Source organism: Hymenobacter montanus, assembly GCF_014699115.1.
GTDB classification, from domain to species: Bacteria; Bacteroidota; Bacteroidia; order Cytophagales; family Hymenobacteraceae; genus Hymenobacter; species Hymenobacter montanus.
On the sequence record NZ_JACXAD010000028.1, the window covers coordinates 41650 to 68046 of the forward strand.

Genomic DNA, 26397 nt, shown 5'->3' on the forward strand with positions numbered 1-26397 from the left:
TCGGTAGGAGTTATTCTTCGCTGTAGGCCCACTCCACGCCGGCCTTGGTGTCTTTAATCACGATGCCCTGGCATTTGAGGGCGGCGCGAATCAAATCTACTTTGTCGTAGGCTTTGTCGGCTTTGGCTTCGGCATAAAAGCTAAGGGTAAGGTTGAGGAGCTGCTCGGCGTTGGCGCGGGGCTCGTCCTGCAAGCCTAGGATGTCGGTCACCACGGTGCGGTAGGCGGCGGTAGCCTGGATCAGGTCCGCTGCCGGGACGTCGGCCAGGGCTGCCGGCGTGCTAGCCAACGTATTGAACTTGCGCAGCAGGTTAAAGAGGCTGGCAATGCTGCGGGCCGTGTTCAGGTCGTCGTTGAGGCCCACGAACAGGTCGGCGGTGAGCTTGGCTAGCTCGTGGCTGGCGGACTGCGGGGGGGTGGGGCTTGCGTGGTCGGCCGTAGTAGCCGGTTGCGGCGCGGCTTGCGCGGGCTCCGCTGCCTCCCTGGCCAGTGAGGCATCCGCTGTCAATTTATCAACCAGGCGCAGGCCGTTCATGAGCTTGCGATAGCCTTTGCGAGCGGCTTGCAGGGCGTCGTCGCTCAGGTCGATGGGCGAGCGGTAATGGGCTTGCAGCAGGAAGAAACGCACCACCATCGGCGAGTAGGCCTGGCTGAGGGTGAGCGTGTTACCAGCAAACAAGTCGGGCAGGGTGATGAAGTTGCCGAGCGACTTGCTCATCTTGGCCCCATTCACCGTGACCATGTTGTTGTGCATCCAGATGCGGGCCTCAGCCGTGTGGCTGTGGCTGGCCTGGCTCTGGGCAATTTCGCACTCGTGGTGCGGAAACATCAGATCCAGCCCGCCGCCGTGAATGTCGAACTCGGTGCCGAGGTACTTACGGCTCATGGCGGAGCATTCGAGGTGCCAGCCGGGGAAGCCCGTGCCCCAGGGCGAAGGCCAGCGCATGAGATGGGTGGGGTCGGCATTCTTCCAGAGAGCGAAGTCCAGGGGGCTGCGCTTCTCATCCTGCCCCGCCAGGTTGTCGCGGGTGCCGGCCAGCAGCTCTTCGGTCACGCGGTTGGAGAGCTGGCCGTAGCGGTACTCGGCGTTGTACTTGGGCACGTCGAAGTACACCGAGCCGTTGACTTCGTAGGCGAAGCCGTTGGCCAGGATTTCCTCAACCATGGCAATCTGCTCGGTGATGTGGCCGCTAGCCTGGGGCTCGATGTCGGGGGGCAGGCAGCCCAGCGCGGCCATGTTCTGGCGGTAGCGCGTGGTGTAGAACTGCGCCACCTGCATGGGTTCGAGCTGCTGGGCGCGGGCGGCCTTGGCCATGGGGTCCTCGCCGTTGTCGGAGTCGCCCTGCAGGTGCCCCACGTCAGTGATGTTGCGCACGTAGCGTACCGTATGGCCCAGGTAGCGCAGGTAGCGGGTCAGTACGTCGAACACCACCGGGCCCCGGGCATTACCCAGGTGGGCTTCGTTGTACACGGTGGGGCCGCACAGGTAGAGGCCTACCACGGGCGGACGCAGGGGCTGGAATTCTTCTTTCTGGCGGGTAAGCGTGTTGTAGAGCGAGAGCGGCATGGCGCAAAGGTAGCGGGCAAGCAAACGATAACGCCCCTCCTCGACGGAGGCGGCGCACTTTTCGCTCAACGGCGCAGCTCATACAGCCCCTCGACCGGAAAATGGTCGCTCCAGGTAATCTCCCGGTGCACCTGGCAGCCCAGCACCTGCCACTGCGGGCTGGCAAACTGCTGGTCGATGCGCAGGCCCGGCAGCCGGCCATTGTACGTAGCGCCGATGCCCAGGCCAACCGTCGCCCAGGCATTTTGCAGGTGGTCGGCCAGCTGGTCGTAGGCGTAGGAGTAGGGCAGGTCGTTGCAGTCGCCGGCCAGCAGCACGGGGTAGGGCGAGCGACGAACTTGGGCCATCACGGTATCGACCTGCGCGCCGCGCGCCACGGCGCCGTTGCGAAAGCGACGCAGCAGGTTGGGCGCTTTCTGGCGAAGACCGGCGCGGCTCTCGGTGGCGGTGGCAATGTCAGTGGCTGCCATTGACATGCTCTGTAAGTGCAGGTTGAAGACACGGATGGTGTCGGCCGGGCGGCCGGAGGCGGCCGGGCGGGCCAGGTCGGCCCACATGGCGTGGTTTAGCGACAGCCGGCCGAAGGCGATGGTGCCGCGCCGGACGATGGAAAAACGCGAGAAGATGGCCAGCCCGAACTCGGCCCCGGCACTGTTGGTAAGGCTAGGAGAGATAAAAGCGTGGCGACCACTGCGCCGGCCCAGGTATTCCTCCGTCCGAAACACGTCTCCCTCCCCTCGGGTACCGACCGACTCATTATAGAACTCCTGCAGGCAGAGCACATCCGCCGGACTATCGGCCAGCCAGCGAATAAATCCTTTGGAAGAAGCAAAGTCCGGGTCGCGCAGCTGAGGGTACACGTTGAAGATGCGCACGTTAGCCGACAGCAGCGAAACGGTATTCGGGCGAGCGATGAAAAAGGAAGAGCTCAGCACTCCGCCGTTCGGCAAGGCCTGACGCTTCGTTTCGGTTCGCTCACCGAGCGGAAGGTGCACCGCTAAACCGCGCTGCACGTGGGGCCACGTCAGCCCCAGGGCCAGCAGCGGCAGCAGGGCCACCCGCCAGTTGCGCCGCAGCCAGTACAGGGCCAGCAGCGCGGTGGCGCCCAATGCCAGCGGCGTGGTCAGAGCCCCGAATACTACGGGCCAGAATACTTTGGCGGGCACCTGCTCGCAGGCAATGGCTAACCAGAGCCAGAGCAGGGTAAGCAAGGTAACTTTAAAGGCGAAAGAGCGGCGCACAACACGGGTAACAGGCCCGCAAAGGTAGTGGGGCAGCCCGAAGACCCCGCCGCACTTTCCTTTATCTTTAACCTCCTCAACGGGCTCGACCGCCGCCGGTCCTTAGCCGCTCCCAGGGCGAGCCCGGCCGCTGAGGCGCTGCTTGCACGAATTTTGTACCCCCACGGCTTGCGGCAAACGTAGCGGCAATTTCTGGTATCAGCTTCCGTTCTCTGCTCGGCTTTTTCACCACTCTTTGCCTCTGCTGCTTGTATGCTAGTACTTCTCCGCACTTTTTGCCGACTGTTTCTGGCGCTGCTGGTTTGCCCCACGCTGCTCCTGGCCCAAAGCCGGCCCGCTAGCCCGGCCTCGGCGCCTCCGGGCACCGCCAGCCTGGAGTTTATTCCGAACCAAGGCCAGTGGGACGACCGCGTGCGCTACGAGGCCGCCCTGCCGGCCGGCCGCCTGTTCGTGCTGCTCCACGCCCTCACCTACGCATTTCTGGACCCGGCCATTCTGAGCCACCACCACGGCGCGGCCCAGGGCGGGGCCCCGGCCGCTGGCGCGGCGACTGGCATTGCAGCCCACGCCTACACCGTCCACTTTGAGCGGGCCAGCCCCCAGGTTCGCCTAACCGCCGAGACGCCTACCGCGGGGGAACGCAACTACTTCGTGGGCAACGACGCCCGACGCTGGGCCCGCCACGTGGGCGCGTTTCGTCGGGTGCGCTACACGAGCCTGTGGACTGGTATTGACCTGACGCTGTACGAAAACGCCCAACAACACCTGGAGTACGACGTGTTGCTGGCCCCTCACGCCAACCCCGACCGGATAGCCCTGCGCTACGACGGCGCCACGAGCCTGGCGCTGGACGCTGCGGGCAACCTCACCGTGAAAACCAGCGTGGGCACCACCACCGAGCAGGCCCCCCGGGCCTGGCAGCTCGACGCCGCCGGGCAGCGCCAAGCCGTGGCCTGCCAGTACGTGCTGACCGGCAGCACCCTCCGCTTCGCGCTGGGTGCCTACGACCCGGCCCGCGCCCTCACCATCGACCCTACGGTCCAGTTTTCGACCCTTACCGGCTCGACGGCCGACAACTGGGGTTTTACGGCCACCTACGACAACGCGGGCAACCTGTACTCGGGCGGCATCGTGTTCGACACCGGCGGCAGCTACCCCGCCACCCCCGGCGCTTACCGCACCACTTTCAGCAGCGTGGTCGACATGGCAATCATCAAGTATAATGCCCGGGCCACGGGGCCGGCGGCGCGGGTGTGGGCTACCTACCTGGGCGGCAACGGCAGCGACTTCCCCCACAGCCTGGTCGTAAACGCGCAAAACGAGCTGGTGATTCTTGGCAGTACGGGCTCCACGAACTATCCTACCTCCAGTAGCGCCGCGCAGCGCAGCTTCCGGGGTGGCTCCCCCCTTGACCCGTTTCGCGCCAATCGGGCGCCCTACGACGTGCCCAACGGTTCTGACCTGGTAATCAGCCGGCTTAGTGCCAACGGGAGCGCGCTGGTAGCCAGCACCTACCTAGGAGGCAGCGGCAACGACGGCGTGGTAGCCCCATCAACCGTACGCGCCAACTATGGCGATGCGTTCCGTAGCGATGTTCTGCTCGACGGCGCGGGCAACGTGTACGTGGCTTCGGCGACCAGTTCGGCCAACTTCCCCGGCCTGAGCGCGGGGCGCGGGGCCACCTACCGTGGCGGAACTTCCGATGCCGTAGTATGCAAGCTGACGCCGAACCTGGACGCGGTGCTATGGGCCAATTTACTGGGCGGCACCGATACCGACGCTGCTTACTCGATCCAGCGCGACAGCCAGGGGCGGGTGTACGTGTGCGGGGCCAGCGTGCAGCTGGACGCCAACCAGCCAAATGGTTTTCCGGTCACGCCCAACGCGTACTCCTCCAGCTTTCAGGGCGGCGGCATCGACGGGTTCGCGGCCCGCATCAGCGCCGATGGCCGGGCCTTGGAACGGGCCACGTTCATCGGCACCAGCGGCTACGACCAAGCGCAGTTCCTGCAGCTCGACGCCACTGGCAACGTCTACTTATTCGGCCAAACGCTGGGAGCTTTTCCCATTACTCCGGGCCGGTACGGTACGGTGGGCGGCAGCCTGTTCATTCAAAAGCTTACCCCCGACCTGACGGCCAGCCTGTATAGCACCACTTTTGGCAACCGCGCCGGCGCCTACGGCGGGCCCAACCTGGTGCCCACGGCTTTTTTGGTTGATGAATGCGAGCGGGTATACATCAGCGGCTGGGGCGGCGAAGACAACGACCTGGGCGCTTGGCTGGGGGGCACTACCACCGGCCTGCCCGTAACCGCTAACGCGGTGCAGACCGCCACGGACGGCAGCGACTTTTACCTGGCCCAGTTCGCCGCCGGGATGACCGGCCTGGAGTACGCGACCTTCTTCGGCCAGCAGGGCAACGCGCCCGAGCATGTCGACGGAGGCACTTCCCGGTTCGACAAGCGGGGTATCGTGTACCAGGCCGTGTGCGCCAGCTGTGGCGGCAGCCAGGGTTTCCCGGTGCCGCCGGGGGCGGGCAGCTATACCACCCGCAACGGCAGCTCGAACTGCAACAACGGTGCCTTCAAAATAAATTTTGAGCTGATTCAGGCCGACCCCGGTCCTGCTCGCTGGGTGTGCGTCACCGACGGGCCCGTGACCCTGGGCGGCACCCCGGCCGGGGGGGTATGGAGCGGGCCGGGCGTGCAGCCGGGGCCGAGCGGGGGGTACCATTTCGTACCCGCCGCGGTGGGGCCGGGACAGTACTTCATCCGCTACGCAGTAGCCGGTACGGGGACCTGCATCAGCACCCGCACCGTGCGTTACCTGGTGGCGCCGGCCGTGGTGCCAGTATTCGCCCCCGTACCATCCCAATGCAGCACGGGAGCAGCCGTTGCCCTCACGGCCACCCCGGCCGGGGGCACGTTTACCGGCCCCGGCGTGACTGGCAGCCAATTTGACCCCACCCGAGCCGGCGTAGGGACCCATACCCTGACCTACTCCTTATCTGATTCGCTCGGCTGTGGGGTAGTCAGCCAAAGGGTCACAGTGGAGCAGGCGCCTACCATCCGGCTCCGGCCCGACACCACGCTCTGCGCCGACCAGCAGCAGCCGTTTCAGCTGCGCGGCAGCTCCCCCGCGGGCGGCACCTGGAGCGGCCCGGGCGTGACGGGCAGCGGCTTTTTTACGCCCCCAAACACGAATAACCGGGGCGGTATTTTCACCCTCACATACACGGTTATCCAAGGGCCCTGCCGGGTGTCGGCTACCCGCACGGTGGTAATCGCCCCCACCGCCAGCCAAAACGTGAGCCTCAACCTGCCCGTGTGCGCAGCCCAGCCGCAATACGGCGGGCTAGCGCCCTTCGAATGCCCGTTGAGTCCGGTTCTGCTAGATCCTAATGCCACGTACCGCTGGGATTTTGGCGACGGCAGCCAGCCCAGCTCGGAGGCCCAGCCCACGCACCGCTACCTGCAAGCCGGCAGCTACCGCATTCGACTCGTGGCCCGCTACGGCAACTGCGAGGTTATCACGGGCTTCGCGCCCCTGGAAATAGGCGACGTATTTGTGCCGAACATCATCACACCCAACGGCGACGACCAGAACCCCACCTTCCAGCCGCGCTTTAGCTGCCGCCCTACTTCGCTTGAAGTGTTTACGCGCTGGGGGCAGCGGGTGTACCAAACCGATGACTACCACAACACCTGGGATGCCCAGGGGCTGCCCGATGGCATTTACTACTACCTGCTGCGCGACGCCGACGACCGCCGGGCCAAGGGCTGGATTGAAGTGCGCCGATAAAGAAGCAGCCAGCTAGGTTCCCGGCCCTGAACGAGTTGCCCGGAAACGGTGCTTGCCCAAACCTACTGATTCTCCCGCAGGCCGCCTGTATTCTGGTATAATCTTTAGAGCGAGGTGATAATTTTCCTTGCATCCGGAAGCTACCTTTACGACGTGTTCACTTCGGCCTGCTTCGATGAAAAGACTTTTACCTTTTGGGTATGCTGCCCTCTTATGCCTCCTGACAACCAGCACTCTTGCTCAGCCGGCCCAGCACCCTGGGCCGGCCAGCGGCACGCTTGAGTTTATCGAAAACAAAGGCCAGTGGGACGCACCCGCCCGCTACGCGGCGCCCCTGCCCGGCGGCCAACTATTCGCCGAAGCGGATGGGTTAACTTTTGCCCTTCTGGCCAATGGTGGCCCGGCCCAGCATCGGCACGATGGCCAGCCCATCTCTCCCAACGTGGATAATAGCATCGTGCGTGGGCACGCCTTCAGCCTGCGCTTCGCGGGCGCGAGCGCGGCGGCCCTGACCGCGGAAACGCCCACTGCCGAGCACCGCAACTACTTCCTGGGAGCCGACGCCAGTCGTTGGGCCCGCGACGTGCGCAGCTACCGCGCGCTGCACTACGCCGGCCTGTGGCCAGGCGTGAGCGCGCGGGTGTACGAAAGCGCCGATCAGCACCTGGAGTACGATTTTGTGCTGGCGCCCGGCGCCAACCCCAGCGCTATTGGCCTGCGGCACGAGGGAGCCGACGGTGTGGCCCTCGACGCCGCGGGCAACCTGCTGGTGACAACCAGCGTGGGCACCGTCACGGAACGGGCCCCACAGGCCTGGCAGACCGCAGCCGACGGCGAGCGCGTGGCCGTAGCCTGCCGCTACGTGCTGGCCGGGCCGCTGGTACGATTTGCGCTGGGCCCCTACGACACCAAACGCCCCCTGACCATCGACCCCGTAGTGGTGTTTGCCACGTACACCGGCTCAACGGCGAACAACTGGGGGTTTACGGCGACCTACGACAACGCGGGCAACCTATACTCGGGCGGCATTGTGTTCGGATTGGGCTACCCGACCTCGCCGGGGGCTTTCCAAACCACGTTCGCGGGCATGATTGACATTGCCATTATCAAATTCAACACCGCCGCGAACGGCCCGGCGGCACGGGTATGGGCTACTTATCTGGGGGGCAGCAGTACCGATTATCCGCATAGCCTAGTCGTTAATAATCAGGGCGAACTGCTGGTACTCGGCTCGTCCGGCTCGAACAACTACCCAACGACAAGTGGGGCCCTGCAAAGCCGGTATGGAGGCGGCCGGCCCGCCGATCCCTTGGGCTATGGAGCATCTAATTACATGCCCAACGGCTCGGACCTCGTCGTGACGCGGCTGGCGGCCAACGGGGCCGCCCTGGTGGGCTCTACTTACCTGGGTGGCTCCAACAACGACGGGATATTGCCACTGGTGCCTTCGTTGTCGTCCAATGCACCCGTACCACAACTGGCGCGCAATTACGGCGACCCGTTCCGGGGCGACATCATCGTGGATGCGGCTGACAACGTCTACATTGCCTCGCACACTTCGTCGAGCGATTTCCCGATGGCGGGGGGCTTCAATAGCACTTACCGCGGCGGCAGCTCCGACGCGGTGGTGTGCAAGCTCACCCCTACCCTCACAGCCATGACCTGGGGGAGCTATCTGGGCGGCAGTGGCGCCGACGCGGCGTATTCCATTCAGCTCGAACCCACCAGCGGCGACGTATACGTGGCCGGCGGCACTCTCAGCGACAATTTCCCCGTCACCACCGGCGCTTACCAAACAACTCGGCCGGGCCGGGTCGATGGCTTTGCGGCGCGCATTGCAGCCACGGGCACGGTGCTGCGGCGGGCCACTTACGTGGGTACGGCCAGCTACGACCAAGCGTACTTTGTGCAACTGGGCACCGATGGCGGCGTGTACCTGCTGGGCCAGTCAACAGGCCCCTTTCCCGTCACCCCCGGCCTTTACGCTACGCCCAATGGCACTCAGTTCATCCAAAAGCTCGACCCCAACCTCAGCACCCGATTACTCTCCACAACATTCGGCTCCAATAACTCCTTCGAGGTTGGAACTACTAACTTGTCACCAACCGCCTTCCTCGTCGACCGTTGCGACCGGATTTACGTGTCTGGCTGGGGTGGGGAGCTCAACAGGGAAAATTCTTACCAGTTGGGCAATGGTACCACCTTCGGCTTGCCAACCACTCCTGATGCACTCCAGACCACTACCGACGGCAGCGACTTTTACCTGGCGCAATTTGCAGCCGACCTCACGGGGCTCGCTTACGGAACCTATTACGGTAACACCAACCGTGACGCCGCCGCAGAGCACGTCGATGGTGGTACCTCCCGCTTCGATTCCCGCGGCATTGTGTATCAGGCGGTATGCTCCTGCTTTTCGAGAACAGGTTTTCCAATTCCACCGGGTGCCAATACCTATTCCACTACCAACAACAGCGGAAGCATCTCACCAGGGTGCAATAACGCGGCTTTCGTGCTCGACTTCCAGCCCAGTAGCGCCGCAGCCGGAGCCGATCAAACGGTGTGCACCACGACGGCAGCCTTCCCCTTAGTAGGCACCCCAGCCGGGGGACTGTGGACGGGGCCCGGCGTGACTGGCAATCAAGCTCAGGGCTACGTGTTTACGCCCAGTCCTGCCCTGCTGGGGGTAAATACCCTCACGTACACCGTGGTCCGGACGGGGGGGTGTACTACCACCGACACCCGGCTCATCACGGTAGTCAGCCCACCGGAGGTAACCTTTGCCCCAGTGGGCCCGGGCGTCTTCTGCCGCCCGCTCACGGGGCCCGCCCTGCCCGCGATTCCGCTGGTGGCTAGTCCAGTGGGGGGCACCTTCAGCGGACCCGGCGTGACAAATGCTCGCTTCGACCCGATGCTCGCCGGGCCGGGCCTCCACACCATCACGTATACGTACACCGTGGGCTGCACCGTGACTAAGACGCAGCTGGTGCGCGTAACATTTGTGGGCGCGGGCCCCGACCAAGTGGCCTGCTCTTCCGCAGCGCCCATTTCCCTCAGGGGTAGCCCCACAGGAGGTACCTGGTCGGGGCCAGGGGTATCGGGCAGCCCAGCCGAGGGGTATGTTTTCACCCCGGCTACGGGACTGGTGGGGGCCAATACACTCACGTACTCGCTGACTACGAGCAACCCTCTTTCAACGGCTTCGTGCACCGCGGCCAGTACGCTGGTGCTAACGGTTGTTCTCAGGCCGACGATTAGCCTTACGCCCCTGCCGCCGCTGTGCGCGGCCATTACCACGCCCCAGGCCCTGACCGCCACTCCGGCGGGTGGCACCTGGGCGGGCCCCGGGGTGAGTGGAAGTGTAGGGCTGGGGTATTTTTTCACGCCGAGCATCGGCGTGGGTACCTACCAGCTTCAGTACTCGGCCGGAACGGCCTTGTGCCCGGTCACGGCGGTGCTGCCCGTCACGGTCTTCGCGGCCGTCAGCGTAACCGTGGGGGTTGATACGGCATTGTGCCCCGGCAGCACCCAGCCCTTCCGGCTGCGGGCCAGTCCGGGCGGCGGCACCTGGGCCGGGCCAGGGGTAACGGGCAGCGCCGCCACGGGTTACGTGTTTACGCCCCCGTTGGGCTTTGTGGGGTCGTCCAATCTGGTGTATACCGTGGCTAACGGCGCCTGTACGGGCACGGGTACCCGCCGGGTGTTCGTGGCACCGGTGCCGGCCCTGCAGCCCGCGTGGATGCCCGCAGCCTGCCCCGAAACCCGGCTGGCCCCGCTTACGCTACGCTTCACGCTCAACAGCACTGGCAATTCTCAAGAAATCAGGGTTTTATGGGACTTTGGCGACGGTACGCAGTCAGCCGAGCTTAACCCAACGCATATTTACGCGACGCTCGGAGTTTACCAGCCGCGCGTACGGGTTCGCTACAACCTCGACCGCTGCGAAACCTCGGCCATGCTGCCGGTGGTGGAAGTGCAGGAGCGCAAGCTTCCCAACATCATCACGCCCAACGGCGACAACCTGAACCAAACGTTCAAGCTGGGCCCCGATTGCCCTCCGCGCATGCAGGTATTCACTCGCTGGGGCCAGAGCGTATTCGAATCGGCGGCCTACCACGATGAATGGAGCGCCGAGGGTCAGCCCGATGGGGTGTACTACTACCTCCTCACCTACCCCGACGGGCACCGGATAAAAGGCTGGGTAGAAGTTGTGCGGTAGCCCATCGTTTTGGCAGCCACGGGCGTTATTATGTGCGGGGTCGAATCGTCCGGGCTTCTGGCCCGTTCTCCACGATAAGCTCAAGCAATGTCGACAAGCCCCGCTCTGAGCAGGGCTGGCCATCACCTCAATTAAAGCCCTCCTGGCCAGCAAATACGGCCAGGAGGGCTTTTTGGCCTACGCCACCCGTAGCCGCGCCCCCGACGCATCCACCATCAGCTCAGCTTCGGCTCCTACCACCAGGGAGATGTTCGCGGCTTCGTGGCCTACGGGAAAGCCGTAGCCCACCGGAAAGTGGTAGCGCCGGGCGTAGGAATCAATGATTTCTTCGGCCGTGCTGCCGAAGGGCACGGAGTTGTCGCGCATCTGGGAGAAGTGACCTACCACCAGCCCCGCCAGGCCCGCCAACTGTCCGCTGCGGTGCAGGTGCAGCATCATCCGGTCGATGTGGTAGAGGTACTCGTCCAAATCTTCTAAAAACAAAATGTGCCCATCGAAACGGGCCTGCGACGCCGTGCCGGTAATGGTGTGCAGTAGGCTCAGATTGCCGCCTACCAGGGGGCCGGTGGCAGTACCGGGCCGGTTGAGCCGCTGGGGAAGCACGGCTAGTGGTTGAGTGGCTTCGCCAAAGAGAACCCGGCGCAGGCTTTCCAGTGCCATCTCACCGCCCTCCTGATGAAATAATACCGGCATCACCCCGTGAATACTGGCGTAACCGAGGCGTAACAGGTGGCAGTTGAGCACGGTGATGTCGGAGAAGCCGGCTACCCACTTCGGCTGCTCGGTGAAGCGCGAAAAGTCCAGGCCATCGACGATGCGGCCAGCACCGTAGCCGCCGCGGGCGCAAAGGATGGCCCGGATGGTGGGGTCGTCGAGCTGCCGCTGGAAATCGCGCCGCCGCAGGTCGTCGTCGCCCGCAAATTGGTGATGGCTACCGGCAATGCTCTCGCCCAGCACCACTTCGAGCCCCCAGGCCGTGAGGGTGGCGATGGCGGGCGCCAACTCGGCAGCGCTGATTTTGCGGGCGGGGCTGACTAGGGCTACGCGCTGGCCGGGCCGCAGGGCGGGGGGGAAAAGTATTGACATAACGAAGAAAAAACGCCGCAAATAAAGTGAGCCAAACCAGGCCATTGTTAAAAAATCTTTTGTAGCTACTAGTCACGGAAAAACCCTAAGTTTATACTTAGATCATTTTCGGATTTGGTGTCCGTCGTTGGGCCCGCGTTCGCCCCTCAGCTCCTCTGCGAAGAACAGAGGGGACCAGCCAAAGGGGTACGGACACCGACCCTGAGACCGCTATAGTATATGCCCTGTATTCCAGTACCAGCATAATTTCTTCTTCAACCACTATCAACTAACGGATTATGAAAAAAATTATCTTGCTTTCGTTATGCCTGATTACGGGCTTCCTAAATTCGCTCGCTCAATCCCCCATCTATCCTTTTAAGCCTAAGGAAAAGAAAATTATAGTTTTTCATACAATTAGTCACTGTGATTGGGCGCCGGACCTACCCGAAGCTCTTCCTTCAATGCAATCAGCAAGGCCTTATATAAATGGTCTAGTTTTTCATGTTGGCCGGGATTATGAAAGTGCTGATTTCGCATTCAATAACGAAGTCTGGACTGAAGCAAGTTTGAAGTTTAACGATTTGAGATCAATTTCCACAAAGTGGACAACCTTAACTGATAATTTTATCCTTGTTTGGGGTCATTCCCGCAATGTAAATCCTGATTTTTATAATGACAATCTCTGGGCTCAAATAACAAGAAATGCTGAATTGACGGGGAGGGCCGTAATGACGGCTGGCTGCAAAGGCATAATGTTTGATCCTGAATTTTATTCTGCGGGTGAGACCTATAGCCCATGGTGGTTTAGCAAGTCAAATGTACGAGGTGCTCCTCCATACAGCGGAAAATCCTTTACTGAAGTGAAAGCCAAAGCACGGCAAAGAGGTAGAGAGTATGCGCGGGCATTGCAAAGGTATATGCCTAAAATTACAATCTTGACTACTTTTCTTTATGGCAGTAGCTGGGATTATTGCTATGGAAGTATAAATAATCAGCCGGCGTCTGAGTATGCGTTGCTTCCCGCATTTGCTGACGGAATGTTAGAGGCATTAAACTCAGAGAGCACTATTATAGATGGAAATGGGACGGCTTATTACATTAACAGTAGCAGGGAATACGTTGAAAACAGCGCTGCCAGTTACACCCATGTGAGGTTGGAAGCCACTCCCGCAGTGTGTGACCCAATGTTATTATCTAAGTGGAACGCGCAGGGCCAAGTAGCAATGGCTCCCTATCTGGATTTCTGCTATAACCTTTATGATGATCAGCCTTATAGTACGCCTTTATACCAAAGTAGATGGATGAAGCATAATGTTTATAATAGCCTGTTGACAACGGATCAATACGTGTGGGTATATATAGAGCAAATGAATTTTTGGAACGGAGAAAATTCTCCAGTGGGGGTAAATGTAGCCGCTGATGTGAGCGAGGCAGTTGCAAAGTTTAGAAACGCAGAGCCATTGGGTTTTGATATGTATTCATTAGGTGAACAGGCTCAATTTATAACATCTCCTCGCATAACCATGACCAGCCCTGCGAATGACATGGTTATTAATGCTGCCGGGCCCATTACGCTAAGTACAACTATAGACCCTTCAAATTCAGTTTCAAGAGTCGTATTTTATGCAAATTCTTTAAGGATAGGAGAAGCAACATCCCCACCATATAGCATAACTAGGAATTTTTTGAGAGCTGATTATACTTTATTCGCCAGGCAGTTCAATACGAACGGCACGCACACTACTTCTGCTCCCGTAAATATTTTTGCAAATAATATTGTAACCAAAACCACCAAGGGCAACGTTAATAGATTGGTGATATACCCTAACCCAGCCAAAACTAAAGTGTTTATTCCCGAAAATATTTCTAAAATTCAAAGCTGTGACATCACTTCTCTGGATGGAAGACTAGTGCAAACAGGCACTGTACAGGGCGGCGCCATTTTAGTAGAAAGCCTGAAGCCTGGGGTGTATATTATAAAACTTAAAACCGCTGCGGGAGAAAGTATGCAGCGGTTTGTAAAAGAGTAGCCCTCAGTATTTTTTCTTACAACGCAGTTAAATATGAAATCAAATTTCCTCCTAACACTACTGCTGTTCGTGTCGAGCCTGCAAGCAGCTAATGCCCAGATTGATACCACGCGCGGCCGCTACTACCAGCCCATCTTCCCGGCCGTGACCGTAACGCCCAACGTCCCTTTCGGCTCCGCCCTAACGTATTCCGGCGCCACCCAAACGCTGCTGATGGATATTTACCAGCCCACGGGCGACACCGAAGCCCGGCGGCCAGTTATCATTTTTGCCCACCAGGGAGGCTTCATCACAGGCTCCCGCACCGACCGATACATGGTAGACGTATGCACGCGGTTCGCCAAGCTGGGCTACGTCACGGCCAGCATCGAATACCGGCTGGGCTTCACGTTTACGGGTATTGCCTCCCCGGCCGATACCCCTCAGGTAGCCCGGGCCGCTATTCGGGGCATGCAGGACCTGCGCGCCGCCGTGCGCTTTTTTCGGAGAGATGCCGCTACGAACAACACCTATCGGGTTCGCCCCGACTACATTGCCGTGGGCGGTTCGTCGGCCGGAGCTTTCGCCGCCTTGGAAGTAGGCTACCTGGATAAAGCCAGCGAAGTACCAACCTACGTAAACCTCGCGGCGCTGGGCGGCATTGAGGGCCAGAGCGGTAGTCCCGGTTACAGTAGCGCCGTGCTGGCCGTGCTCAACCTGAGCGGGGCGACGGAGCGGCCGAGCATCATCGAAGCTGGCAATGCCCCCCTGCTCAGCGTACACGGCACGGCCGACGGCACGGTGCCGTACTTCCAAGGCCGGGTGGGGTCGCTTTTGCCACCTAAGTACGTGTATGGCAGCGGCCGGCTTCATCCACGGGCCACGACTCTGGGCATCCGCAACACGCTGGTCAGGCTGAGCCGGGCCGGACACATTCCGTTTGAGAACAACGCAGCTTACGCCGACACCACGTTCCGCGCCATCCGCGACTTTTTGCGGCCCATCCTGGCGCAGCCCGGCACCGTGGTTACAGCCGTGGCGCCCAGTGCAACTAAAGCTGCCCCGAGCGCGCAAGCTTACCCCGTTCCGGCCGACGACGCGGTGCACGTAGTGCTACCCGAAGCCTGGCGCCTACCACTCGAGGCGCAGCTGTTCGATATTACCGGCCGGGTGGTGCGGACCATCAACCCCAACGTCCGGGATGTGGAAGTGGTGCGCGGCGCACTGCGAGCGGGTATCTATTCCTTAAAAATCTCTGGGCAGGTGCCGGTGCGCATAGAGTTCAAATAAGGCCTTTTTAACCCAGTAAGTAAATGGGGTAGCGACGCACAAGATGCTGTCGCTACCCCATTTGCCTGGGTGGCTACTCAAACCAACTCAGCTGCTCTCGCGGGAGTAATGCCCGCCGCGACGGTCGGCCGGACCTCCCCCAGGCGGGCGACGAACACCCCGGCGGCCCGTAGCTCCTGGCGCCACGTCCACAGCACCTGGATGGATACGGTACCGGTGGCCTGGGGCCCGTCGGCGTCGATTAGCAGCGCTCCGGCGGGCAGCTGCAGCCAGGTTAAGGCTTCGCGCAGAATTGCCGCGTCGGCGTGGCGCAGGTAAACCTCGACTTCCAGCCCCTCGGTGAGCTGGGTTTCCGGCGCCTCGGATTGCTTGGCGTAGGCGTAGCGAAAGCCGTGTTGCAGGGCCAGCACATCGGCCAGCACGGCCGAGCCGGTGGGATGGCCACCGGCCCCGCGCCCGTGCAGAAACTGCGAGCCGGCAAATTCCGCGGCAATGACTACCCCGTTAAACTCCTGCTCCACGGCGTAAAGGGGCGACTCGGGCCCAACGAATTGCGGGGTTACCAGGGCGGCCACGGAGCCATTGGGCAAACGGTAAAGGCCGGCCACCACTTTTACCTTGCGGCCCTGAGCGGCGGCCCGCGCAATATCGACGGCGCTAATGCTTTCAATGCCAAGGTTCAGCACCTCCTCGGGGTGTAAGAACACTCCGTAGGCGTGAGCGGCCAGAATCACGGCCTTCGAGCGAGGGTCGAAAGCGCCCATGTCGAGCGAGGGGTCGGTTTCGGCGAAGCCCTGGGCCTGGGCTTCGGCCAGGGCCGGGCCATACTCCGAGCCTTGCTGGCTCATGCGCGTGAGCACGTAGTTCGACGAGCCATTGAAAATGCCGCTCACCGACTGCAGGGGCTCGTGGCTGAAGTAGCTGTCCAGGGTGCGAATAATGGGAATGCTGCCGCACACGGCCGCTTCGTAGAGCAGCGCGCCGCCAGAAGCTCGCTGCAAGGCCACCAGCTCCGGCAAGTGATGGGCCAGCATGGCCTTGTTAGCCGTTACTACCCGGCGGCCGTGGCGCAGGGCCGTGCTCACCAGTCGGAAGGCTTCGGCCGGGTCGTCAATCACCTCCACCAGCAGGTCCAGGTCGGGATCGGCGAGCAAATCGTCGGCGTGGAAGCAGAACCGCTCGGCCGGCAGCGTCCGGGGCTTGGCGGGGCTCTTTACCGCAATGCGCGTCACCGCCAGGCCGAGGCCCGGCTGGCGCCCCACAATGTCATAGAACCCTTGCCCCACGCAGCCAAAGCCAATGAGGCCAATGCGCAGGGGTTGTTTATCAACGTTCATGTAAGCGTGTCGTTAGTAATGTAATACCGCCTGGTCCTGCTAGTCGGAACCCCTCGCGCGCCAGCCCACTGTTCCTACAATTACAATGTTTCGGGTACCGCGCTGAACACTTGGCCCAGCGAGTTCGGGACGAAACAGCTCGCCTGAGGAATAAGCCAGCTTTTCACCGCCTCACGCGAGTTGCGTCACCAACCTGGCACCAACTGCTAAGATATTGAAAAAGTACTATTAAGAGTGTTGTTGGACCTTCCTTAATGAACGAACGTAGGCGCGTAGAACAGCTCCAAAAAATGGGTAATGGCGGCGGTTTCCAGCAAAAACCCGTCGTGCCCGTAGCGCGAATCTAGCTCCGCGTACATCGCGCCGGGAATGTGAGCGGCCAGCTCGCGCTGCTCGCTGAGCGGAAACAACACATCGGACGTAATGCCCAGCACCAGGGTACGCGCCCCGATGCGCCCTAGCGCCGCTGGCACTCCGCCCCGGCCGCGGCCCAGGTTGTGGCTGTCCATGCTCCGGCTCAGGGCCACGTAGCTGTAGGCATCAAAGCGAGACACAAGCTTGTCGCCCTGGTAGCGCTGGTAGGTGCTGGCGCGATGCTCGAGCGGCAGCTCGTCGTCGGGGTCAGTCTGGGTTTCGACGTAGGCCGAGTAGCTGCGGTAGCTGAGCAGGGCCGTGGCGCGGGCGGCCCGCAGGCCTTCGTCGCCGCCGCCGGGCTGGCCAGCGGCGTACGTCGGGTCGGCCTCAATGGCCAGGCGCTGGGCCTCATTGAAAGCAATGCCCCAGGCCGAGTGCCGGGCGTTGGTGGCAATCACCACCAAATGGTCGAACAAGTCCGGCCGCTGCACGGCCCACTCCAGGGCCTGCTGCCCGCCCAGCGAACCTCCAATCAGGGTGTTGATATCAGTCAACCCTAACTCCTCGCGCAAGGCCTCGTGCGCCGCCACCAGGTCGCGGATGGTGAGCCGCGGAAAGTGCTGGTAGCGCGGCCGGCCCGTGGCCGGGTCGGCATCCAGCGGGCTGGTGCTGCCGTAGCACGAACCCAGCACGTTGGCGCACACCACGAACCACTCCGAGGGATCGAAGTAGCAGCCTGGCCCGAATAGGCCGGGCCACCAGCTCAACACGTCGGCGTTGGCCGTCAGGGCGTGGCACACCCACACCACGTTGTCGCGGTCGGCGTTGAGCTGGCCCCAGGTGCGGTAGGCCACGTGGGCACCTTTTAGGATTTGGCCGCTTTCTAGTTCGAGGTCGGGGAGAGAGAAAATTAGGTCCTGCATGTTCTTTGTTGATTTCACCGCAGAGGGCGCGGAAGGCTTTCGCAGAGGGAGCGCAGAGGACGTTCTTCTGCGGTCCTTCCGCGAAGCCTTCTGCGCCCTCTGCGGTGAAAAAATTATACCTCCAAAGGCTGAGCGTGCTCTAATTCGGGTTCGCCGACCTCTTCGTTAGTGGTCGGCCGCGAGGCCGTGTTACCAATGGCGTCGAAGGCCCGCTGCAAATCGGCTTTGATGTCTTCGAAATGCTCGATGCCCAACGACAGACGCAACGAGGTGGGGGTAACACCAGCGGCGAGTTGCTCCTGCTCGCTCAGCTGCTGGTGAGTGGTGGCCGATGGTTGGATGATGACCGTTTTGGCATCGCCGACATTAGCCAAGTGGCTGATGAGCTTTAAGTTGTCGATAAGCTGGGTGGCCGTCTCCTTGCTGCCCTTCACGCGGAAGGTGAGCACGCCGCCGAAGCCCCGCTTCAGGTATTTCTGCGCCAGGCCGTGGTAAGGGCTGCTGGCCAGGCCGGGGTAGTTCACGCTCTCTACCTGGGGGTGCTGCTCGAGCCAGGTGGCAATTTTCAGGGCGTTTTCCACCGTGCGCTCCACGCGCAGGCTCAGGGTTTCGAGGCCTTGCAGGAGGAGGAAGGAGTTGAATGGGCTGATGGCCGGGCCGAAGTCGCGCAGGCCTTCCACCCGCGCCCGGATGATGAAGGCGATGTTGCCGAACGGCCCGCCTTTACCGAATACGTCGTTGAAAATCAGGCCGTGGTAGCCTTCGCTGGGCTCCGTAAACTGCGGGAATTTGCCGTTGCCGAAGTCGTACGTGCCGCCGTCCACAATTACGCCGCCGATGCTGGTGCCGTGGCCGCCAATCCACTTCGTGGCCGACTCCACCACGATGTGCGCGCCGTGCTCCAGGGGCCGAAACAGGTAGCCGCCCGCGCCGAAGGTGTTGTCCACAATCAGCGGCAAATCATGCTTGTTGGCAATGGCCGCGATAGCCTCAAAATCCGGAATGCTGAAGCTGGGGTTGCCAATAGTTTCCAGGTAGATAGCCTTGGTTTTTTCGTCGATCAGGGCCTCGAAGCTGGCCGGGTTGTCGCCATCCGCAAAGCGAACTTCGATGCCCAGGCGCTTAAAGGCCACCTTGAACTGGTTGTAGGTGCCGCCGTAGAGGTAAGCCGTGCTCACGAAGTTGTCGCCGGCCTGCAGGATGTTGTTCAACGCGATGAACTGCGCGGCCTGGCCCGAACCGGTAGCCAGCGCGGCCACCCCGCCTTCCAACGCCGCCACGCGCTGCTCAAACACGTCGGTGGTCGGGTTCATCAACCGGGTGTAGATATTACCAAACTCCTTCAGGGCAAACAGGTTGGCTCCGTGCTCGGCGTTCTTGAATACGTAAGAAGTGGTTTGGTGAATGGGCACGGCGCGCGAGCCGGTAGTCGGATCGGGCTGCTGACCCGCGTGGAGTTGGAGCGTTTCGAAGTGCAGGGTTTGTGCGGACATGAGACTGGGGTGAAAAAAGTTGAAGATTGAATTTTCTAAAGAATTAGAGTTGCGCCAAGGCAGCCAGCACCAGCGCCGGGTCAGGCCGCTGCTTGAAGTTGGCCTCGGTGGCGGCCCAGGCCACGTGCCCGTCCCGGGCAATGACGAAGGTGCCCGTAAGGGGCAATTCCCCGCTGGCGTCGCCGTTGAACGCGGCCAGGTCGATGCCTACGCCATGCAGGGTTTGGTACACGGCTTCGCCCACTTGGTAGGCCAGGCCGTACTGCCGGGCCACGGCGTTGCCGGTGTCGCTGAGGACCGGGAATTGCAGGTCCTTCTCTTCCGCGGTCAACCGCGTCAGGTCCGGGGTTTGAGGCGAGATGGCCACCAGGGTAGCGCCGTGGGCGCGGAATTCTTCTAGGAACTGGTTGTAAGCCCGTAGTTGCACATTGCAGTACGGACACCAGTTGCCGCGGTAGAACACTAACACTACCGGCCCGTCGGCCAGCAACTGCGATAGCGTAACAGGGCGTCCCACAGCATCGGCCAAGGTGAAGTTGGGCGCCAGTTGGCCTACGCGTAAGCTGCGCTGGGCGAGGCCCGCCGCCTGTATGGTGGCAATGCCGGCATCGATGGTTTCGTTGGCAGCGCTGGGTAGTACGCTGGCCAGGTGCTGGGCGGTAGCATCCAGCTCTTGCTGAAAGGAAGAAGTGAGCGTTGGCATAAGGGTAGGAAAATGGAGTGAGGGGGAAATCTTGAATGGTGGGGGATAGCAGCAAGCTTTGGCTCTCGGAGTGAGTAATTTATCCTTGATCAGGAGCGAGCCGGCGGGCGACGGAAGAGCCAGCCGGATCCGGGGCCCCAACGCAGCCGGTTAGGCTCGCCGGGGCGCCGCGGTATTCCCATAAAAGAGAAAGGGGCTGAAAGGTTAGCGGTGCTTAGCTAGCAGGCGCAACAACAGCACATTCGGCCCCGACAACAAGCAGCCGTCGGGGGCGCAACGCAAAAATCCATCGGCAAACCTAGTTGAGTAAGAGCAGCGGGCGCGGATGGCGACGTAACAACGAAAAAAGCGAAGTTTTTCATGGCACTCACTTTATATGTCCCGCCGGCAGCATGGCCGGGGGTAGGAAGTGGCACCTTTCGTGCGGTCGAAGGTTGCCAGCGGGTCAGGGAGCCTAGTCTCTCGCCGCTTCTGTATAAAAAGAATTCAACTACCCCACCGCATGCGGGGAAGTACCATTATGATGTTGGCGGGCCAAATATACGGGAGAAGTTTTTTTACTGCCAAATATATCATCCGAAAAATTCCCCTTACGGCAGGAATTATATCAGCCAGTGGCAAAAGGCGCGCCTGCTCAGTCGGAGGTTAACTGCTGGGGGTTGGTTGATCGGTTAATAGCTATTACTGACTGCGTCAGCAGGCTGGGTTACCTGGTTTAAGTACTTGTGGCTAAGCAATCGTGTATATCAGAACGTCCTGCTGAGCTTGCCGAAGCAGGACCGCCCCTTCTATATCAGCACTATTGACCAGCTACTTAACTGCTGTGAAAGCACAAAAAAGCCACCCTGAAACAGAGTGGCTTTTCTCACCTTTTTTCTGCAAAAAAGTACCTAGAGACTAGGTAGGGTCAACACCTGGCCCACTTCAATGTGGTCGGGGTTGTTGCCGATGATGGCCTTGTTGGCCTCGTATATCTGGTGCCACTTAGCGGCATCGCCGTAGTGGTTTTTGGCAATTTTAGAAAGCGAGTCCCCGCTGACCACGGTATATGAATCTCCGGTGGCAGTGGAATTGGCCGGGGCGCTGTTGCCAAAGAAATCGGTGGCACCAGCCGCGGGCTTAGCTGCCGGCTCGACGGGCTTTTGCTCGCCTTTGTCGCTGAGAAAATCAAAGAGTCCCATGAGTTCGGTCCGGTTTGTATAGATGATGAGGTTGCCAATGCTGCCTGTAAACAAGCTGGCTCGGGTGCTATACGGACAAGCTCGGACGGGGTTGCGCTCTAAACTCTTTCGCGATGGTATCGTAAGCCGACGAGCCCGCAACGGTGCGGCTTGCTCTTTACTTTCTTCTCACTTACGCTCGTTCATATGAAACCTCAGTCCCTCTTTTCGCTTCGTTATTTCGCCAGCCTACTGCTCCTGTTATCGTTATTTGCCACTGCCTGCGGCAACGACAAAGGCAAGGTCGAAGGCGTGAACATGTTGTACGGCACCGACAGCAAAGTGTGGAAAACCGCCAAGGAAACCGATGCCAGCGGCGATAAAGTGAAGCAGACCGATGCCCAGAAACAGGAGGAGCTGCGCATCTTCGCCAACGGCACCTACAACATGACCGGCGCCAACGGGGCCGTTACCGGGAAGTACACGTTCGACCAAGCCGGGAAAAGCATCACCATGACGCCCGACGGCGCGACCACCAGCAACACATTTGCCGTGGAAACGCTGACCGATAAGAAGCTCACCCTGAAGTCAGCTGACGGCGCCGCCCTGATGTTGGAAGCTGAATAATCTACGCCTCGATAATTTACCTCTCGATTAAATGCATAAGCCCGAACCCCAGTGGTTCGGGCTTTTTGTGTCTGGCGACGGCCCAGTAACCATGCTAAGCCCAAATAGCAACCCGGCTCTACCAAAATTACCTGCACCTCATACCAGCAACCGAAGTACCCAGGCGGGCGCTGGTCAGGCCGTAGCTGGGGCGGGTGGCCGCTTCAGGAACACGCGGGCCACCCAGCGCGGCAGGAATAACAGCCCCAGCCCCAGGTAGAGGTAGTAAGTCACGATTCGGTAAAGGAACACCAAAAAGCTGGTCATGGTGGCCGTACCAATGAAGGAACCGAAAAACGTGGGGAAAGCCCCTTCGGCAATGCCCGCGCCGCCCGGGGTGATGGCCACCAGCAGAATAACTTTATAGGTGATGTTGCGGGCGAAGATGAGCAGGAAGGTAGTGGCATTCATCGGCACGAAGGCGGCGATGAGGCAGCCGATAATGGCGTAACGGGCCGTCCAGACGAAGACCGTACTCACGGCGGCGTGCCACCAGTAGCGCGGCCCATTGCCGCGCAGCTGAACCGAGGCCCGCACCATCTCCTGGCCGTGGCGGTAGGCTAGGCGCCGCCAGCGCCGCAACAGCCGCACGGAAAACAGCCGCACCAGCAGCCGGCGCACCGCGCGCGGGTTGATAAAAATAGCGTACAGCATCAGCCCCGCGTAGAGGGTCACGAACAGGTAGCTCACGCCAAATGCCACCCGCAGCGTGGCTACGAAGCTGGTTTGCAGGGCCTCGTGCGGGTAGAGGCCGGCCCCTGCTACGAGCACCACCAGCGGCACCATCAGCACGTAGTAAAGGTTATCGAGCAGGGCCGTGACCATGATATAAGCCAGCCCTTTACCCAGCGGAATGCCTTCCTTCTCCAGAATAAATGGAGCTACGCCCGTGCCTCCCTGGCCGGAAGGCAGCACGCAGGAGGCAAACTCCCAAATCATAATAACGTCCAGGGCCTGCCGGTAGGTAAGCTCGGCTTCGGCGATGTGTCGAATGCGGTAGATGTAGCCAAAGTCGCGGGCCACCAGCACTAGCCCAGCTACTAGCAGCCAGCGCCAGTCGGCGTGCGCCAGCGGGGCCAAGTCACCGGGCTGGTAGCTTCGGTAGAAGAGGAACCCCACCACGGCCAGCCCCAGCACCACTGGCAAAATAAGCCGCGAGGGCCGTAGGCGCTGCAAAAAATGCGCGTCGTTGTCGGGAGGAGCAGAAGGCAGCGGGTTGGGCATTGAAGGGTTCTGGCAGCCGGACAAAAGTAGGGCTTGGCCCAGCAAGCCCCTTATTGGGGCGAGAACAATAAGGAAACGTCCTGCTGCAAAAAAAGATAGCTTACGGAGCTGGTTAAAGCAGCTCCGCAAGCCATCTTTTTTCTCGCGGCTGGTTCAGCCATCATTTCGCTACGGCCGGCTACCCGGACGGCCCATCGGCGTGGGCGTGGTGCCGCCTGGCGCGGCCGTACCCGGTGAAGGCTGGTTAGCCGGCGGGGTAATGGGATTGGTTGGCACACCCGGGCGGCTTGTTGAGTCAGCTGGCAGCACCGCGGGGGGCTCGGCAGTGGGCTGTTGGGCGGGCTGCTTACCATCCGCCGGGCGGGCGCTGCTATCCGGAAGCGGCCGGCCCGCCGGGCTGTCGGGCGCGGTGCCACGCGGCCTCGCGGGTCCGCCGCTCGGCTCCGTACCGGCCGGAGCGGCGGGATAGCCGCCCGGCCGCGCACCGGCGGGCGCTCCCCCAGGTCCGGACCCGGGCCGGCCCCCGGCCGGGGCGCCCGTTGGCGGGGGCCCGGAACGAGCACCTCCTCCGCCTGGGGCGCCCCCTCCCCCTCCCCCGCCAAGGTCGGCTCCACTCCCGGCGTCACCTTTTAAGTCATCGTTGTTGATGCTCCGGCTGCGACGGGGCGGCGCCACCGTGAGCTTCCCGATGCGGTAGCTGAAGTTGATTTTAAAGTTCATGTTGCGAAGCACGTTGGTGCTGGTCTGGTCCAGGAGGGGGGTATTAACCTGATTGCGAATGTTGATGGAGCTGGTGAAAAAGTTTTCCGCGCCAAAGCCGATGCTGCCTTTTTTATCGGCGAAGTCGCGCTTCACGCTCAGGCTGTAGATGCCGAAGCCGCTCTGGTCACCCTGCAGCTGCACCTGCCGGCCCCGGTAGAAGCTAAAGGCCTGCAAGCCCCACAGCTCGGTAAGCTTGTAGCTACCAAACAGACGGCCACTGACCACGAAGCCTTCGTTGCCGGCATTATAGAGCGGGTCGGACACGTTGTTGTTCAGGACGGCGTAGTAGGCATCTACGCCCCCGTTCAGGCTCAGCTTGCCACTGTTGATGCTGGCAAATGCACTGCTGCCGTAGGCGTCTTCCCGGCCAATGTTGTCGTAGGTAACGCCTTGCACGCCAATGGCAACGCCATTTTCGACAATGAGCCGGCGCACTGACTGAATCGAGCCCGTAGTGTTGCGCGCAAAAACGGAAAAGTTCAGGTTGGCTTTCTTGATGAGGGTGCTGTAGCTCAGCTCGTAGTTGTTCGTGTATTCGGGCTCCAGCCTGGGGTTGCCCTCGGTGCGAATGAGCGGGTTCGACTGCTGAATGTTGGGGTTCAGAAATTGCAGCGACGGCCGCTGAATGCGTTGGTTATAAGCCAGCTTCAGCACGTTGCCGTTGGTTAGTTTGCGCGAGAGGTTCATGCTGGGTACCAGTACGCCGTAATCGGGAATACTGACGGCTTCCTGGGTGTTAAAATCGGCTGTGATGGTGGTGTACTCGTAGCGCAGGCCAGGCTTGAGGGTAAATCCCTTCGGCAAGCCCAGCGTGTAAGCGGCGTAGGTGGCGGCCACGTTCTGGCGGTAGTTAAAGCCGTTGTTGAGGCCCACCCCGGCTAAGGGAACAAACGCACCATTCGCCCCGGTAGCCTGGAAGTAGCGGTAGTTGCTGCTCACGCGGCGCAGAATGTCCTTCCCGCCAAACTCCAGCACCTGGGTTTGGGCAACGGGCAACTGGTAGTCGGCCTGGATGGTGAACTCCTGGTTGTCGCTGGGGTTCTCGTTGCGCAAGCTCGGCGTGTTCGCATCAGAGCTTAGGATGCTGTTGGTAAAGTTGTTCGTGCGGTCGTTGCGGCTGTACAGGGTCAGGATGCTGAATTCCTGCTGGGGCTTTTCGAAGGTGTGGGTATAAGTCAGGCTGGCGTCCACGGTGCCGGAGTTATCCAGCACGTCCACATCACGCACCGAGTTGCCCGCGGCCGAGGTTGCCCGGGTGGTTAGTCGATCTTGGTAGGTGTGCGAGTTGCGGGCGCCGTACGAGAGCGAGGCCGTGAGCGAATTATGCTTGTCGAGGTCGTAGTCCCAGCCCAGTACCGAGCGCCCAAAAGCCTGGTTCAGCCGGGTGTCGGCCGTTTGGGTGGTTGTCGACAGCACATTGCCGGAGCCATTCTTCACCACCTGCTGGTTCGAGAAGCTCCCCGGAATGTTATAGCCCGCCCGGCCGAACCCGCCCAGCGAAAAGCCCATTTTGCCGGTCCGGTAGCTGCCGTTCAAGCTTAGGTTGCTGCCGCGGTTGCCCCCGCTGGCGTCGATGCTCAAAGTACCGCCGCTCAGGTTGTTTTGCTTGGTGATGATGTTAATGATGCCACCCGAGCCCTCGGCATCGTACTTGGCGGAGGGTGAGGTGATGACTTCCACCGTTTTAATCTGGTCGGCCGGGATCTGACGCAGGGCGTCGGCAATGCTGCTGGCGGCGATGGCCGAGGGCTTGTTGTTGATGAGTACGCGGATGTTCTGGCTGCCGCGCAGGCTCACGTTGCCATCGAGGTCCACGCTGAGCAGCGGCACGCGCTTAAGCACGTCGGTGGCGTCGCCACCCCGGGCGGTTTGGTCGTTTTCGGCGTTATACACGGTGCGGTCCACCTTCTCCTCAATCAGGGCCTTCTGGCCGGTCACCACCACTTCGCCCAGCTTTTGAGCCGCGGCCGTCAGAGTTAGCGAGCCTAAATCGATGGAGCCACCGGTGGGCACGACCACGCCGGCCCGCTCCTCGTTCTTGTAGCCCAGAAAGCTGACCTGCACCGTGTAAGTGCCGGCCGGGATTCCGGGCAGCACGAATTTGCCGTCGTCGCCGCACACCCCTCCGTTCACGGCTTTACCGGTGGCATCGAGCACGGCCACCGTGGCGTAGGAAACGGGCTTGCTGGTAGCCGCGTCCGTCACCGTGCCGCTAATGCGGCCCGTTGCGGCGCGGGCCGCGGCCGGAGCCGCCGACGCAGGTTTAGTGGCCGGGCTTTGTTGGCCTACCGCCAAAGGAGTTGTACCCAGCAGGGCGGCCAGGAGTATGATGGTAAACGGGAGAGGTTGCATACAAGTCATAATGGCTAAAGTGCCACGAAGCAGTAGGGGGTTGCACCCAAATGTAGTTTTGCTCAAGCCCCCATAACTACTGGCAAAGTTGTTCGGCTTACTGATACCCAAAGGTCCTTAGCTCAGACTGAGCTAGTAATTATACTTTTAGCCTACTAGGCTGTGTCTGAAAAGTGGCGCTGCAGGATACGCCGAATACAGGCCAGTTGCGCCATACTGAGAAAGTGCTGG

15 protein-coding genes and 1 riboswitch are annotated in these 26397 nt (G+C 61.1%); of the genes, 5 read left to right on the plus strand and 10 right to left on the minus strand.

Going from position 1 to position 26397, the window contains the following annotated elements:
• Positions 1-10: 10 nt before the first annotated feature.
• Both cysS and IC235_RS19625 read right to left on the minus strand, forming a co-directional pair.
• Positions 11-1567, minus strand: a complete 1557-nt coding sequence (gene cysS, locus IC235_RS19620; protein ID WP_191006910.1) for a cysteine--tRNA ligase — start codon at positions 1565-1567, stop codon at positions 11-13.
• Between the two features lie 65 nt (positions 1568-1632).
• Positions 1633-2778, minus strand: coding sequence for an endonuclease/exonuclease/phosphatase family protein (locus IC235_RS19625; RefSeq protein ID WP_223847429.1), 1146 nt, complete (start codon positions 2776-2778; stop codon positions 1633-1635).
• 282 nt (positions 2779-3060) lie between these two features.
• Here IC235_RS19625 and IC235_RS19630 point away from each other — a divergent pair, with 282 nt between their 5' ends.
• Both IC235_RS19630 and IC235_RS19635 read left to right on the plus strand, forming a co-directional pair.
• The gene (locus tag IC235_RS19630; RefSeq protein ID WP_191006912.1) at positions 3061-6609 is read left to right on the plus strand and encodes a DUF7948 domain-containing protein; all 3549 of its coding nucleotides are present in this window, start codon (positions 3061-3063) and stop codon (positions 6607-6609) included.
• A gap of 175 nt (positions 6610-6784) precedes the next feature.
• Positions 6785-10825 carry a DUF7948 domain-containing protein gene (locus tag IC235_RS19635; protein ID WP_191006913.1) on the plus strand — a complete coding sequence of 1347 codons (4041 nt, stop codon included), beginning with the start codon at positions 6785-6787 and terminating at the stop codon, positions 10823-10825.
• Between the two features lie 177 nt (positions 10826-11002).
• Here the strand turns inward: IC235_RS19635 and IC235_RS19640 are convergent, their stop codons facing one another.
• Entirely contained in the window at positions 11003-11911 is a 909-nt protein-coding gene (locus IC235_RS19640) for a S66 peptidase family protein (RefSeq protein ID WP_191006914.1), read from the minus strand.
• 278 nt (positions 11912-12189) lie between these two features.
• Here IC235_RS19640 and IC235_RS19645 point away from each other — a divergent pair, with 278 nt between their 5' ends.
• Entirely contained in the window at positions 12190-13923 is a 1734-nt protein-coding gene (locus tag IC235_RS19645; protein WP_191006915.1) for an Ig-like domain-containing protein, read from the plus strand.
• A gap of 33 nt (positions 13924-13956) precedes the next feature.
• Positions 13957-15192 carry a carboxylesterase family protein gene (locus IC235_RS19650; protein WP_191006916.1) on the plus strand — a complete coding sequence of 412 codons (1236 nt, stop codon included), beginning with the start codon at positions 13957-13959 and terminating at the stop codon, positions 15190-15192.
• Between the two features lie 77 nt (positions 15193-15269).
• On the opposite strand, the gene IC235_RS19655 is transcribed toward IC235_RS19650, so the two are convergent.
• The 5 genes from IC235_RS19655 to IC235_RS19675 all read right to left on the minus strand — a co-directional run bounded on the left by IC235_RS19655 (position 15270) and on the right by IC235_RS19675 (position 21183).
• A complete protein-coding gene (locus IC235_RS19655; protein ID WP_191006917.1) occupies positions 15270-16529 on the minus strand; it encodes a homoserine dehydrogenase in 1260 nt (419 codons plus the stop codon).
• Positions 16530-16780: 251 nt separating this feature from the next.
• On the minus strand, positions 16781-17806 hold the full coding sequence (locus IC235_RS19660) for a homoserine O-acetyltransferase family protein (protein ID WP_191006918.1): 1026 nt from the start codon (positions 17804-17806) through the stop codon (positions 16781-16783).
• A gap of 113 nt (positions 17807-17919) precedes the next feature.
• Complete coding sequence (locus IC235_RS19665) at positions 17920-19299, minus strand: O-acetylhomoserine aminocarboxypropyltransferase/cysteine synthase family protein (RefSeq protein WP_191006919.1); 1380 nt, start codon at positions 19297-19299, stop codon at positions 17920-17922.
• A gap of 43 nt (positions 19300-19342) precedes the next feature.
• Positions 19343-20002 (minus strand): peroxiredoxin-like family protein, encoded by a 660-nt coding sequence (locus IC235_RS19670; RefSeq protein ID WP_191006920.1) that lies wholly within the window; start codon positions 20000-20002, stop codon positions 19343-19345.
• A 369-nt stretch (positions 20003-20371) separates the two neighbouring features.
• Positions 20372-20484: riboswitch (SAM riboswitch) on the minus strand.
• 408 nt (positions 20485-20892) lie between these two features.
• Positions 20893-21183 carry a LysM peptidoglycan-binding domain-containing protein gene (locus IC235_RS19675; RefSeq protein WP_191006921.1) on the minus strand — a complete coding sequence of 97 codons (291 nt, stop codon included), beginning with the start codon at positions 21181-21183 and terminating at the stop codon, positions 20893-20895.
• A gap of 186 nt (positions 21184-21369) precedes the next feature.
• Here IC235_RS19675 and IC235_RS19680 point away from each other — a divergent pair, with 186 nt between their 5' ends.
• The gene (locus IC235_RS19680; RefSeq protein ID WP_191006922.1) at positions 21370-21789 is read left to right on the plus strand and encodes a hypothetical protein; all 420 of its coding nucleotides are present in this window, start codon (positions 21370-21372) and stop codon (positions 21787-21789) included.
• Positions 21790-21963: 174 nt separating this feature from the next.
• Here the strand turns inward: IC235_RS19680 and IC235_RS19685 are convergent, their stop codons facing one another.
• Complete coding sequence (locus IC235_RS19685; RefSeq protein ID WP_191006923.1) at positions 21964-23052, minus strand: lysylphosphatidylglycerol synthase transmembrane domain-containing protein; 1089 nt, start codon at positions 23050-23052, stop codon at positions 21964-21966.
• A 168-nt stretch (positions 23053-23220) separates the two neighbouring features.
• Positions 23221-26166, minus strand: coding sequence for a TonB-dependent receptor domain-containing protein (locus IC235_RS19690; RefSeq protein WP_191006924.1), 2946 nt, complete (start codon positions 26164-26166; stop codon positions 23221-23223).
• Positions 26167-26397: the final 231 nt, after the last annotated feature.